Origin of the sequence: Acinetobacter sp. (assembly GCF_039596015.1) — a bacterium.
Classification (GTDB): Bacteria; Pseudomonadota; Gammaproteobacteria; order Pseudomonadales; family Moraxellaceae; genus Acinetobacter.
This window is the reverse complement of sequence record NZ_JBCNKN010000001.1, coordinates 233,490-248,268: the sequence shown is the minus strand read 5'-3', so window position 1 is coordinate 248,268 and position 14,779 is coordinate 233,490. Positions and strand designations below refer to the sequence as shown.

Annotated in this window: 10 protein-coding genes; 2 read left to right on the top strand and 8 right to left on the bottom strand. The window is 38.6% G+C overall.

Annotated features, from left to right (window positions below; genetic code table 11):
• Nucleotides 1–5: 5 nt before the first annotated feature.
• On the bottom strand, nucleotides 6–1,763 hold the full coding sequence (locus ABDV70_RS01015) for a ShlB/FhaC/HecB family hemolysin secretion/activation protein (RefSeq protein ID WP_343594712.1): 1,758 nt from the start codon (nucleotides 1,761–1,763) through the stop codon (nucleotides 6–8).
• Between the two features lie 537 nt (nucleotides 1,764–2,300).
• On the opposite strand from ABDV70_RS01015, the gene mutS reads away from it, so the two are divergent.
• Nucleotides 2,301–4,943 carry a DNA mismatch repair protein MutS gene (gene mutS, locus ABDV70_RS01010; RefSeq protein ID WP_343594710.1) on the top strand — a complete coding sequence of 881 codons (2,643 nt, stop codon included), beginning with the start codon at nucleotides 2,301–2,303 and terminating at the stop codon, nucleotides 4,941–4,943.
• Nucleotides 4,944–5,007: 64 nt separating this feature from the next.
• On the opposite strand, the gene ABDV70_RS01005 is transcribed toward mutS, so the two are convergent.
• The 7 genes from ABDV70_RS01005 to lldP form a co-directional block, all read right to left on the bottom strand.
• The gene (locus ABDV70_RS01005) at nucleotides 5,008–5,745 is read right to left on the bottom strand and encodes a D-Ala-D-Ala carboxypeptidase family metallohydrolase (protein WP_343594709.1); all 738 of its coding nucleotides are present in this window, start codon (nucleotides 5,743–5,745) and stop codon (nucleotides 5,008–5,010) included.
• A 444-nt stretch (nucleotides 5,746–6,189) separates the two neighbouring features.
• Nucleotides 6,190–6,528, bottom strand: coding sequence for a hypothetical protein (locus tag ABDV70_RS01000; protein ID WP_343594707.1), 339 nt, complete (start codon nucleotides 6,526–6,528; stop codon nucleotides 6,190–6,192).
• A gap of 434 nt (nucleotides 6,529–6,962) precedes the next feature.
• Nucleotides 6,963–7,193 carry a hypothetical protein gene (locus ABDV70_RS00995; protein ID WP_343594705.1) on the bottom strand — a complete coding sequence of 77 codons (231 nt, stop codon included), beginning with the start codon at nucleotides 7,191–7,193 and terminating at the stop codon, nucleotides 6,963–6,965.
• 128 nt (nucleotides 7,194–7,321) lie between these two features.
• On the bottom strand, nucleotides 7,322–9,022 hold the full coding sequence (gene dld / locus ABDV70_RS00990; protein ID WP_343594704.1) for a D-lactate dehydrogenase: 1,701 nt from the start codon (nucleotides 9,020–9,022) through the stop codon (nucleotides 7,322–7,324).
• An 80-nt stretch (nucleotides 9,023–9,102) separates the two neighbouring features.
• Entirely contained in the window at nucleotides 9,103–10,254 is a 1,152-nt protein-coding gene (lldD, locus tag ABDV70_RS00985; RefSeq protein WP_343594703.1) for an FMN-dependent L-lactate dehydrogenase LldD, read from the bottom strand.
• Entirely contained in the window at nucleotides 10,251–11,003 is a 753-nt protein-coding gene (lldR, locus tag ABDV70_RS00980) for a transcriptional regulator LldR (RefSeq protein WP_343594701.1), read from the bottom strand. The genes lldD and lldR overlap by 4 nt, the downstream gene beginning before the upstream one ends.
• A gap of 29 nt (nucleotides 11,004–11,032) precedes the next feature.
• Nucleotides 11,033–12,703, bottom strand: coding sequence for an L-lactate permease (gene lldP / locus ABDV70_RS00975; RefSeq protein ID WP_343594700.1), 1,671 nt, complete (start codon nucleotides 12,701–12,703; stop codon nucleotides 11,033–11,035).
• A 503-nt stretch (nucleotides 12,704–13,206) separates the two neighbouring features.
• On the opposite strand from lldP, the gene ABDV70_RS00970 reads away from it, so the two are divergent.
• On the top strand, nucleotides 13,207–14,634 hold the full coding sequence (locus ABDV70_RS00970) for a coniferyl aldehyde dehydrogenase (protein WP_343594699.1): 1,428 nt from the start codon (nucleotides 13,207–13,209) through the stop codon (nucleotides 14,632–14,634).
• Nucleotides 14,635–14,779: the final 145 nt, after the last annotated feature.

Sequence of the window (14,779 nt, the reverse complement as noted above, 5' to 3'; positions counted from 1 at the left end):
CCTAATTAATAGGTCCAGTTCACACTAAATCCAGTCGTGTAGTCATCTGTTTTGAAGTGATCCGGTTTCTTTAATGGCGCGCCAACAAAAGCATCATAATTCAAATGCAGCGGGGTAATTTTTCCACGTAAGCCAATGACAGCACCAAGTAGACTGGTTCCTGGTAATGGGTTTGGATAATAAGCTGTTTGACCACCAACTTCACCATAATCAATCCCTGCATACCATTGCATCGGCAATTTAAAGATTGAACCACTCAGTTCATTTCTCACTAAAAACCCCTTATCTCCCATTAACGTCTGTTCTCCGTCAAAGCCACGCACGGTATAACGATTTCCAATTGAAAAACGATCTTGAGGGGTCAGGGGTTTATTGCTAGATTGAATACGCCACTCAGCTAAATATTGCAGGTTCTGTTGCCCCACATAAAAAGGTACTTGCAAACTGGCATTGGCCTGTAAAATACCAACATGGGTATAAGCTTCACCAAATTTCTCTTCAGGCGCTCGCATTGCATTAAATGCTCCTGTACCACGCTTATACGTGACATTGGCATTCAATATTGCATTTGAAAAGTATTCAGTATGATCAATACTTGCTTTCCAGCCTGCCGTTCTTCTACGCTGAACTTCTACTTCAACATCTTCAATGTAATTATGTGAATTCCGATACCATCCGCCAAAAGAAGCTATCGTTTTTCGGTGAGCATCTCTGTAAAGTACACGAGAGATGTCTGCATTTATAAGTTTACTTTTTCCACTATAATGATAACTTTGACTTGCACCTGCAACAGTCTGATCATAGTCTGATTGACTTAAATTGGTATTCAATAACCAGTAGCCAAATGGAATACTATAACTAACATAGTAACCATCTGACCCATGCTTTCCTGAATCACCACCGCCTAAATCATGATTATAACTCATGTAAAATAAATCATTTAAAGTCAGTAAATTATCTAGGGATATGGTAGCTGTACCCTGATATTTTCCTGTTGAATCTGAACCTGCATCATCAATACCCAAGTAAATGCGGTAAGGTTTCACCTGATGCCAAGTTAGGTCAATATCACTGTATCCTGGTTCTAAATGCTGTTCTGAAGGTTTAATCTTAAAGTCTGCTTCAACTGTTGGGACACGTTTAAAGTTTTCTAACCCTTGTTCAATATCACGTATATTTAAAATATCACCTGATTGAACAGGAAGTGCATTGTGCCAATGTGCACGTTTAGATGTTCCTTTAGTGAACTTGATTTGATCCACTTTACCGGCAATGACTTTTAACTGAATGGCGCCAGATGCAATATTTTGCGGTGGGAGTAGTATTCTGGTTGTCACATAACCGCGACTAATAACACTATTCTGAATCAAATTAATTGCCTGATTTAAACCTTGCACCCCAATACAACGGCCAATCAAATTAAATTTCCCTTGTGTGACTGAGCGCATAGCAAAAGTAAATTTTTGTGCGTCCTCTCCAATCAACACAAACTTATTGATATCAAAACAAATATTTTCACTATGCGAATTTAAATATTGTAATTGTGATGAATTCTGTAATATTTTTTCTAATCCCAAATTCACAGATGAATCAGGTTGAATTATCTTTTCTAATGACTGATCACGTTGTTGCTGCCTAATTTGCTGGTCAGTACTCAATAACGCACTTTGTTGCTTTGGATCTACTGCGTGGACTGCTGTTCCACTCAAAGTAATCAGAAAAACAAAGATCACTCTATTTGCTTTCAACTTCGACATAAACATGAATTAAATATGAATTCTATTAATACTTATTGTTATAAATACAGTATTTATTGTAAATAGCAAAAATGTTCATAATCAAATAGACGAAAGCCTAAATCAAAAGTTTTTATCTATCGCTTAAGTTCTTAGCATAAATTATATAAAATAATATTTTATATATCAAATAACAATTTATAACTTAATTTAAATCCTATCTCAATTTATATTCTAAAATATGAATTATTGACTTGTTAATAACAACGTAGATAAAGCTACGGTAGCATCCTCACTACAAAAATAATCTAAGACATTTCAAGTTTTATTTATAACTAAATGACATATTCACCCAAACAACCAGACACCCGCACCCAAACCTTACTTTTGTTGGTTATTTCTTCATTCCCCAAAGGATTCCTTTTTGTGAATCAGTTCCAATTTGTTAAGATGGCAACCGTGATAAATCAATCAGGTTTAGACAACAGTTGTTAGAATTGGTTAGACAGCCAAACTTTCAAATAAACAATCTTTATTCTTTTTAAATTTAAGGATTTAATATATATGAATAGCACCGAAACAATGGCTGACCTATCCTCCCACACTCCGATGATGCAACAATACCTAAAAGTAAAAATGGCGCATCCTCATGCCTTATTGTTCTATCGAATGGGAGATTTTTACGAATTATTCTTCGATGATGCACACCAAGCAGCCAAACTTTTAGGCATTACACTCACCCATCGGGGTAAGGCCAATGGCGAGCCAATTCCAATGGCAGGCGTACCTTATCACTCTGCCGAAGGGTATTTAGCCCGATTAGTCAAAGCAGGTCGCACTGTTGCCATTTGTGAACAGGTCGGTGAAGTTACAGGCAAGGGACCTGTAGAACGTAAAGTTGTACGTATTCTCACCCCAGGGACACTGACAGATGATGCACTCCTTGGCAGCTACCAATCGTCTAATCTCGTTGCGCTTTGCATTCACCAAAATCAAATTGGTTTAGCTTTACTTGACTTAAGTGCCAGTATTTTTAAAGTTCAACAACAAGAATTTAAACCAGAACAACTTCCTATAGAATTGGCGCGTTTAATGCCAAGTGAAATTTTGATTGATGAAGACCTCGTAGATCAAAATATTGTCGATCTCATTAAAAAACAAATGGACTGCCCAATTACCAAACGTCCAAATGTAGATTTCACACTAAGCAATGCTTCAAAAACATTATGTGACCAACTTTCAGTAGCGACGCTTGCAGGGTTTGGTCTTGAGCACCTTCCTCTCGCGCAAGCCGCTGCGGCAGCGCTTATTCACTATGCCAAAGAAACCCAAAAAACAGCGTTACCGCATATTCGCTCAATACAGGTTGAACACAGCAGTCATTTTATTGCTTTAGATCCTGTTACCCGACGTAATCTAGAGATTATTGATCCATTATTTGAACACGGAACATCCTTATTCCAATTAATTAATCATTGCCAGACCGCAATGGGTGGACGTCTCCTAAACCGCACACTTATGCAACCTATTCGGGATACCAAAATTTTAGATGCCCGCTTAGATGCCATTGAACAAATCATTCAAGGTTATCATGAAGAACCTATCCGTGATGTATTAAAGGAAATTGGAGATATCGAGCGTGTTTTAAGTCGTGTTGCACTTGGCAGTGCAAGGCCTCGCGACTTAGTCTTACTTCGCCATGCCTGTGCCCAAATTCCAGCTTTACATCAGGCACTTGCAACATTACTCAAAAATAAATCATGTCCATTATTAGAAGATTTAGACAAACAGCTCGGAGATTTCAAAACCCTACATCACCATCTTATTTCAGCAATCGTTGAACATCCCCCCGTCCTATTACGCGACGGCAATGTCATTGCTGAAGGATATGATGCCGAATTGGATGAGTTGCGTAAAATTCGTGATCATGCAGGACAGTATCTGGTCGATTTGGAAATCAAGGAGCGTGAACGTACAGGGATCAATACACTCAAAATTGGCTATAACCGTGTGAGTGGCTATTATATTGAATTGACCCGTGCCCAAGCAGAGTTAGCACCTACCGATTATATTCGCCGTCAAACTTTAAAAAATGCCGAACGCTACATCACCCCTGAGCTAAAAGTATTTGAAGATAAAGTCCTTTCTAGTGAATCACGTGCATTGGCCCGTGAAAAAATGTTATTTGAAGCATTACTTGAAAATCTGCGTCAAAATATTGCCCATTTACAAATGATGAGTGCAGCGATTGCTCAGATTGATGTATTAAGCAATTTTTCGCATTTATCTCGTCTACACCATTGGTCACGCCCAACCTTTAGCCCTGAAGTTGGCATTAAAATTGTGGCTGGTCGTCATCCTGTTGTCGAAGCCTTAAACAAAGCGCCTTATACACCAAACGATACTCTTTTGGACTTTAATCATCGCATGGCGATTGTGACTGGTCCAAATATGGGCGGGAAATCGACCTTTATGCGTCAAACTGCCCTAATCTGCCTTTTGGCCTATTGTGGTAGTTTTGTCCCTGCACAATCTGCCCAGCTTGGCCCGATTGACCGTGTATTTACTCGTATTGGTTCTGCCGATGACCTTTCAACAGGCAAATCAACCTTTATGGTTGAAATGACAGAAACTTCTCAAATTTTACATCATGCAACTCAACAATCGCTTGTTTTGATGGATGAAGTTGGGCGTGGTACCAGTACCTATGATGGATTATCACTCGCTTGGGCATGTGTACTGGATTTAACCAAACGCATTAAATGTTTATGTCTATTTGCAACGCATTATTTTGAACTCACTGAACTTTCCAAAGAGGCAGGCATTGATAACTACCATGTCACAGCCAAGGAAATTAACGGCAATTTAATTTTATTACATAAAGTCCAACAAGGGCCAGCCAGCCAGAGTCATGGTTTACAAGTTGCAAAATTGGCGGGTATTCCAGGCAATGTAATTAAAGAAGCACAAAAACGTCTGAAAATTTTGGAGAAGCAACAACAGCAGCATTTACAAAATGCCGTGCAAAATGATTTATTTGCAGAACAAAGCACTCAAACAATCAGTGTTGAACCAACCATTGTTGAAAAAGTCGTTGAAGTAGAGATTCAATCGCCTGTCATTGATTTTATTGCACATCTTGATATAGATAACCTCACACCAAGACAAGCCTTAGAACAACTCTATGAATTAAAAAAATTACTCTAAAAAAAGAAGAGAGTCTTTATGACTCTCTTCTTTATCGGTTAATGCTTCACAAACAGTATAAGGCTTAATAGCCACCACTACACATCGAAGAACTCCGTGACAGATTCGGCCCCCAAGTTCGATAACCTTGTGTATCAATATGAATTTGACCTGAGGCATATAGCCCAACGCCCATATTCAGATTTTGCCCATACTGATACCAGAACTGACAAAGCTTATATTTGGTACTCTCAATAAATGCCAAATCAGAACCTTGAGGATATTGTGGGCCTATTCGGAAATCGATTGCTGAATTAAATAAATGTCGGGATGAGTTTGCCCCGCCTGCACAGCGGTTTGTTGGTAAATCACGATATACTGACGTTACTTCAAAATCTGTCAGAACTTTTGTTGCAACCAGATATTTAAAAACACGCAAGGTTGCAATTTGATTATTCCACAACTCTCTATTCGGCACAGCATACTCTGAGCCTCCACATTTCTGCCAATCACGTGCTGTACGTAAAAGCTCAAATGATGGAATGATATTGCCTACATTATTTTTGGTTAAAAATCTTTCATATTCATAAGCACGTTCACGATTCTCTCCTTCAGAAAGCCATTGCAGATAAGAGGCAGGTACAACTTTCTGCGGAATAGGTCGTCCTGTAATCACTTGTTCTTGGGGAATTTCAATTCTTTTACCAGTTTGTGAATAATTATAACCTGTCTGGCGTGTCGTTGTTGTGGTCGTGGTACAACTGGCTAATAATAACGACACTGCACCTGTAATGATAAAAGACTTGTATGCAGCTTGAGTCATTAGAAATAAACTAAAAAGAAAGTGTGTATAGTTTACTGCAATTTAACTTCTAAAATTTGAATTTTCGATATTAAATGTTCTTTTTCAGTATAAAAGAATCAATATTTGCTGATATTTTGTATAGGGTCTGTGAAATATTAACACGCCCTATTTTTTAAATTATCCCACTTAAAATACTATCTATTTCACATACAAAATCACATAATATTAAATGATTATTATCCAATTATACGACCTATTCCAAGCCATATTCGTTCATCATACTGTTTAGAATTTATCCCCTCTATTTCAATAGAAAAACTATTCGGCCCTTTAAAATTCTTTAAAAAATTGTTACAGACCAAAACTCAATGCGATGACACCATTTTGGTCTGTATCCTCTTTATTTAATTAGCACAGCATCTTCATTCTATAAAACACAAAATCTTGAAATATCAATGGAGTCTAAATATAAATAGGCAACATTTTTCCAAATCGTCGAATATAGGTTTGGCAGACCTCCAGAAAGTTATAGTCTTTGAGCACTGTCTTTGTATAGTGTTCATCGTAACCAATAAATGCCTCTTTCCATGCCCCGTCTGGTAAATTCAATAACCAGATATTCGCATGGGGAATTGAAACTAGCGTATATCCCTCATAAGTGGCTTCCAACTCCACACGAGGATGCTGTACACAGCTTTGTTTTAATAACGCAAGTTCTTCTTTTACCAAAGGCAAATCAAGAATTTTTTTTAATAGTTCCTGATATTTTTCAGGTATACGTGAAAAATCAAGTTGTTTCATTTTTACCCCTATTTATCATTTCTCATCTGTAATATTCTAAAGAATATAACCTTTATATAATTTTATAGCTCCATGATGGATCAACCACATCATCATAGTAATGATTTTAGTCTAAAAAATAATCATCACTCCCTGTTCAATTTTAATCCTTTTTAATTGAGATTTCTTTAAAAAATAACTTCCATATATAACTTGATCAGAAACTTAAATAAGAACCTAATTTTCAATAAAAAAAACCTGTAGTTTGGGGAAACTACAGGCTGTAAAGGGGTAAATCTTTGCCTCTTGCTATACCCCTTATAATACAGAAAAAATATTTATTTAAAATTATTTTTAAAAAATAGTTACAAATCATCATCTAAACTTTACTAATTGAACATAAAATAAAATATAAACCGATTTAGTTAACAAATTTACTCATTATTATCTAATGTTTATTCAAGTTCTAACTGTTCATCATTTTGCGTTACTTTAATTTTAATTTGCTGATAACGACGTTTTTCTGGGTTTAGCGAAGAATCAATAACCTCTTGAGCAAATTTTTGATCACGCATTAAATGGGCATAAGCTCGATATCCAATATAGATTTTCTGTGGAGATTTATCTTTGGCTTTTTTAAATGCTTTAATCATTTTATCTAAATGATTCACATTAAGATCTGACATAAAATTTCCTAATAATATTCATGACTTATATTTTTTTAACATGTTGATATGACAATTTTAAGTCACCTATTTTATCCTCATAAAAAAGAGCACATATTGTGCTCTTTTCAAATTTATCAGCATTTATTTTATCGAATCATCCAGTTTTTCAACTTGGTCGTATGACCAATTCCGACATTAAAGCTATTGGTTGGATCTAGCTTTTGATAATGCTGTTTTAACGCAGGTTTCGCCACATATAAATGCCCTACATTATGCTCGGCAGGATATTCAGCCCCGCGATGGTCCAATAATGCCCACATTTGATGTTCCATCTCTAAAGGATTAACCCCTTTTTTTACAATATAATCCTGATGGAACACATGGCATAAAAAATGACCATAATATAATTTATGAATAATTGCATCATCCATTTCTTTTGGTAAGGTTTCTAGCCAGTCACGGTCATTACGTCGTAACGCAATATCTAAAGCAACAATATCTTCAACCTCATTACGATGGGTATCTCGATAACGAATCGCCGCACCAGCCACAGCAAAACGGTGTAAAAATGCTTTTCGCCCCTCGTCAGCATCACACAAAAAATATTGCCCTGTTGTATTCTGAATAAAATATTGCTTTAAGAATTGTTCTACCTGTTCAGCATCCTTGTTTTCAATCCGTAAAATCAAATGATGTTCATATAAATCACGAAATTCATTCATTCTTTTTGGTAAATGATTCGGCAAAAGATGCGTCACACATTGTAAAACTTTATCGGTCAGCCCTCGAATGCCAAAGCGCTCTAAAAATCCATCTGCCTTGTCTTTTAATGCAAATGCTTTTGGAACATTGGCTGTACCAAATTTTTCAATAAATAGAAAACTGTCTTTTCCATATTTCGCACCAATATCATAGGCAACACGGTGAATATATTCCCCAGCAATAGGCAAACGAGGAAGTTGAGTTAATAAATAACGACGTATTTCTGTTAGATCATTAATTGAGTTTGAGCCAACGTAAAAGACCTGACTTGGAATTTTCTCGAAAGTATCTAAACGGACTGCAAAAACACAGACTTTTCCTGCTGATCCTGATGCTTCAAATAATCGACTCGGATCTGCATTAAATCGTGCAGGTGTATGTTCATCCACCTGTCGAACATCATGAGAATAGCGATGGTCTGATGCACAGCATTGTGGATCATTTTTAATATCTTGGGTTTGATATTGCCCTGACTCTAAACGCTGTAATATTTCTTCTGGTGTATCACCCAAATCAATCCCTAAATGATTGATCAGCTCAAGTTGTCCTTGTTCAGTAATTCGTGCATATAACGCAAGTTCAGTATAGGCAGGCCCTCGACGAACCAATGCACCACCCGAATTATTACAGATTCCACCAAGAACCGATGCACCAATACACGATGAACCAATCACAGAATGTGGCTCACGATCATACTGCCCTAGTTTACGCTCTAAGACATCCAGTGTTGCACCCGGCAAACACACGACTTGTTTGCCCTCATTGATGACCTGCACACCTTCGAGTCGGCGGGTACTCATCAAAATAACAGGTCGGTCATAGTCATCCCCAAAAGGTGTTGACCCGCCTGTTAGTCCTGTATTTGCCGCTTGCATGATGACAATACAATCTGCTGCAACAGCCGCCTGTAACACTTGCCACTGTTGTAACAGCGTTCCCGGAATCACAACTGCTAAAACCTTCCCCTCTCCATAACGACGCCCTTGACGATACATTCGTGTTTGCTGATCATCTGTCAACAGATATTGCTCGCCAACAATATTTCTGAGTTGAGTTAAAGTTTGGGTATATTCCTGTTTTAGCATTATCACGCCCGTTCTGGTTGAATAAGGTCTATTGTTAAAATCAGAAGAAAGACCTTAATCCTTCTTCTGACATTTTTCTTTTATCTTGTTAGCTGATCAAGGTTGACCAAACAATCACGGTTAATTTCCTGAATGCTTTTTGCGCCTGTTAAGGTCATAGCAACCCGCATTTCTTTATCAATCAATTCAAGTAAATTCGAAACGCCTGCACCACCTTCTGCACCTAAGGCATACACAAATGCTCGCCCTAACATACAAAGGTCAGCACCCATCGCTAACATACGCACAACATCCAGACCGTTACGAATCCCTGAATCCACCAAAATTTTAAGATCGCCTTTTACGGCATCGGCAATGGCAGGTAATGCACGTGTTGTTGAAAGCACACCATCAAGTTGGCGACCACCATGATTCGAAACCACAATTCCGTCTGCACCGAAACGGACAGCATCTTTGGCATCTTCAGGGTCTAAAATGCCTTTAATCACCATCGGGCCATCCCAAAAATCACGAATCCACTCTAGGTCTTTCCATGAAATTGATGGGTCAAAGTTTGACCCTAGCCAGCCAATGTAATCTTCCAACCCCGTTGGCTTACCTAAATATTTAGAAATATTCCCCAAATCATGCGGACGTCCAAGTAATCCAACATTCCATGCCCAATGAGGGTGTGCAAAAGATTGTAAATAACGACGCATTGCCGCATTTGGGCCACTCATTCCAGAGTGTGCATCACGATAACGTGCGCCAGGGACAGGCATATCCACCGTAAACACCAAAGTTGAACAACCTGCTGCTTTGGCACGTTCAAGCGCATTTTTCATGAAACCACGGTCACGTAGTACATAAAGCTGAAACCACATTGGACGCTGAATTGCAGGGGCAACTTCTTCAATTGGGCATACTGAAACGGTCGATAACGTAAAAGGAATCCCTTTTTTATCCGCTGCAACGGCCGCCTGAACTTCGCCACGACGGGCATACATCCCTGTTAAACCAACGGGAGATAACGCGACAGGCAATGCCAGTTTTTCATTAAAAATTTCAGTTTCCAGACTCAATGATGACATGTCATTGAGTACACGCTGCCTAAGTGCAATTTTGGATAAATCTTCAACATTTCGTTTAAGCGTATACTCGGCATAAGCGCCACCATCGATATAATGGAATAAAAATGGTGGTAGGCGACGACGCGCCGCTTCACGATAATCATTAGCTGATGAAATGATCATTTTAAATCTATCCTTTTTAATCTAGAGACACGTTTAAGACGAGCTTCGGCTTCATCAATCCCGCGGACTTGTTGAATAATATATTCAATATGGCTACACACACTGGCACGTGCCATTTGTGCATCTTGTCGGTCAATGGCGTCCATGACCTGAAAGTGTTGTAAATGCAACTGTTCAAATTTATGCGTATCGGTATATACCTTACGACGCCCCAGTACCACATTGTATTGCAGCAGGTTGAATAGACTACGCATCATCTGAATCAGCACAATATTATGAGATGCTTCTGCAATGGCTAAATGAAAATTTGCATCTGCTTCTGAGGCTTTATCTGCATCGCCAATCGACTGAAAATGGAGCACTTGATCATAGTAGTAATGAATTTTTGCCCGATCTTCTTCTGTCGAGCGTTGTGCGGCATACCATGCTGTTCCGCCCTCCAAAACCAACCGTGCTTCTTGCACATCAAAACGATATAGAGGGTCTTCATCAATCAAAAAACTAATCGGTTGGATAATGAATTCATCCGACCAGTGTTGAGGAAGTTTTTCCAGATAGGTTCCATCCCCAACTTTACTGACCAAAATTCCCTTACTATTCATTTTTTGCAACGCTTCACGCAGTGATGAGCGAGAAACTGCAAGTTGTTCACATAATTGGCGTTCTGAAGGAAGCCGAGTTCCGACCTGCATATTTTGCTGTTCAATCAACTGGGACAGTTTTTGTACCACCTGATCTACGATCTTCATCTTCACTTCCTTCATTTGCCCACCATCAATTATGGAATCATCCATGGGAATACATACGCTTGAAGGGTAATGATAATACCAATCATGATGGTAAATGAAATACTATGTTTCACTGTGAAACGGAACAAATCAGATTCTTTCCCAACCAACCCTGTTGCCGCACATGCGATGGCAATAGATTGAGGTGAGATCATTTTGCCAGTCACACCACCAGAGGTATTGGCTGCAACCAGTAAAACATCTGGTACGCCAATTTGGTGCGCTGTTGTTGCCTGCAATGCACTAAACAATGCGTTGGCTGAAGTATCTGAACCCGTTAAGAATACGCCCATCCATCCTAAAAATGGTGAGAAGAACGTAAATGCCTGACCTGTATGTGCCAAAGCCAATGCTAGCGTTGCAGACATACCAGAGTAGTTCGCAATAAAAGCAAATGCCAAAACCATCCCAATCGAATAAATCGGTGTTTTTAACTCTTTGATCGTTTCACCAAAAGTCGCTACCGCTACTGATGGACGCATTTTCAAGGCAACCACTGAGATAATTGCAGCAATGATAATCGCTGTCCCTGTCGCAGAAAGCCAATCAAATTTATAAATTGCGTCATAGTCGGTTGGATGGCTCACAACAGGTGGCATCTTTTGCACGATCTGATGTAAGTAAGGCACTTTAATGCTAATTACCCAGTCATGTAGTGCGCCATCTTTAGCAAATAAGCTTTTGAATGGTTTAATACTCCAAAGGGTGACCATTGCAGTTAAAATTGCAAATGGTGACCATGCTTTTGCGATTTGACCAATTGAATGGCTTTTCTTTTGGTCTGCTAAAACTTCTTGGTTTACAGCACCATCTTCGTTTTGGAAACGGAAAATATGTTTTGGTTTCCAAAATTTCAATAAAATAGTCAAACTCACCAAAGATGCAATTGCAGCAGTAATATCGGGTAATTCAGGGCCAACAAAGTTAGACGTCAAATATTGTGCGATAGAGAAAGCACCACCACCCACAACAACTGCTGGCCATGTTTCTTTCACACCACGCCAACCATCCATAATGGCCATAATCCAGAACAGAACGATTGGTACAACAAATGGTAATTGACGACCGACCATCTGGCTAATTTCATGTGTATCAACACCTGAAACCTGCCCCGCCACAATAATTGGAATCCCCATTGCACCAAAGGCAACAGGTGCAGTATTTACAATGAGGCATAAACCAGCAGCATAAAGCGGTTTAAAACCTAATCCAACAAGTAAAGCGGCAGTAATCGCAACAGGTGCACCGAAACCTGCCGCACCTTCTAAAAATGTTCCGAATGCAAAACCAACCAAAAGCATTTGTAAGCGTTGGTCTTCTGTTAAGGACAAAATTGAAGAACGAATAATGTCAAATTGCCCTGTTTTTACAGAAACCTTGTATAAAAAAACTGCCCCAATAATAATCCATGAAATTGGCCACAAACCATAAAAGAAACCATAGATAATTGAAGCAAATGCCATACTTGTCGGCATTTGATAAGCAAACAAAGAAACCAATAACGCCAGAACAACGGTAATTGTTCCTGCCACGCTACCTTTTAAACGAAAAACCGCCAATGCCAGAAAAAAGAAAATAATAGGAATTAATGCAACTGCGCTCGACAGCCAAATATTTCCAGTAGGATCATACATCTGTTGCCATTGTGAAAGCATTCTCATCTCCTTGAAATGCTCACAGCAGATTAACCTGATTGATATCTGCCATTCATTATTGGTCAGACCATTATCATTTAATGATCAAATTTAGTATGTAAATCTTAATAATACATCCCAAATATAGCAAGAACACATTAAACCCACCACCAAAGGTCAGACCAATGTTAAAATCAATTCATCATCACCAAGCTATTATCATTATTTATTTTTTCTTATTTATCATTTAATTACTCTATTTCTAAAATAAAAAAGGACTTAAACTTAGAAACATGCAACTTTAGTCTAAAAGACTATCGGATAAGAGGACATTTTTAAAGTAAATCATCATGACTTTGCCTGTATAAACAACACTATAGCTTCATGATAGAATGATACACTTAAGACTTAATTCATTATAATGACATCATATTTTTTGCACTTGACATTCTATTTATTTAGCAAAATTATACTATTGTTCTAACTGGATTTCCGCTAGCATTAAACTTTAAACCAGTTTGTGTAGCCATATGGATCAGCCTATTCTTTCCTCCGAAGTACAGGATGCGTTTTTAGAGCAAATTTTCCAACAACAAAAACAGGCTTATCTCAAACAGCCCAACCCATCTTTGGCTGAACGCAAACATTGGCTAAAACAACTCAAAACACAACTCCTCAAACAACAAGCTGAAATTGCACGCACCATCAGTCAAGACTTTGGCAACCGTAGCCAAGACGAAACCCGCTTAGTTGAATTACTGCCAAGTATCATGGGCATTAATTATGCACTCAAGCATTTAAAACACTGGATGCAGCCGAGTAAACGTCATGTTGGATTACTTTTTCAACCTGCTCAGGCCTATGTCATGTATCAACCTGTTGGGGTTGTCGGAATCGTTGTGCCGTGGAACTACCCTTTGTTTTTAGCCATTGGGCCGTTGTGTCAAGCATTGGCAGCAGGTAATCGCGTCATGCTCAAAATGAGTGAATTCACGCCTGATTTTTCAGCGTATTTTCAAAAACTCATTTCAGAAATATTTCCATCAGACCTAGTTCAGGTGATTACGGGCGATGCTGTGATTGCTCAAAAATTTACAACGCTTCCGTTCGACCATTTACTGTTTACAGGTGCAACCAGTATTGGGAAACACGTCATGCAAGCCGCAGCACAGAACTTAACCCCTGTAACTTTAGAATTAGGTGGAAAATCACCTGCAATTATTGGCAGTCAGGCTGACCTTGTTGAGTCAATACAGCGTATTGCTTTTGGAAAATGCGTTAACAGTGGTCAGACCTGTGTTGCACCAGACTATGTTTTTGTGCCAGAAACACAGCTTGAACGTTTTATTGAACACTATCAAAAAACCGTCCACCAGTTCTATCCTGAAATATCTGACAATGCAGATTACACAACCATTATTAATGATCGACAATATCAACGTCTAAAACAATATTTAGATGACGCCAAACAAAAAGGCGCAACGATTGTTCCTATTTATGAACAACAAGATGCTCAAAACCGTAGTCTGAGTCATTGTATTGTCTATGGGGTTGATTCATCTATGCGCTTGATGCAAGAAGAAATCTTCGGTCCAATTTTGCCTGTCATCACCTATAAAAAAATTGAAGATGTTGTGGATCATATCAATCTGCATCCTCGTCCTCTTGCACTCTATTACTTTGGTACACAGCAGCAGGAACAACAGTATGTTTTGACACATACACACAGTGGTGGTGTTTGCTTAAATGAAACACTGGTTCATGTCGGACAGGATGACATGCCTTTTGGCGGTATCGGTTCATCAGGCATCGGGCATTATCATGGCTATGAAGGCTTTCTGACATTTAGTCATGCCAAATCGGTTTTTGTACGTCCACAACTGAGCTTTATGAAATTCATTTACCCTCCATATGGGACAAAAGTACAAAAAATGATTTATAAATGGTTCTTACGCTAAAAAAGTTAAATTCGCTGCACAAGATGGCTAAGTGTTGTTTACTTAACCATCTAAATTCGGTTTATTTCAATATTTTGATCAAAATGGTCAATGCAGCTTTCGCTATCGGCTGGATAACTTTTCTATTTATTTCGATTTCTATCGC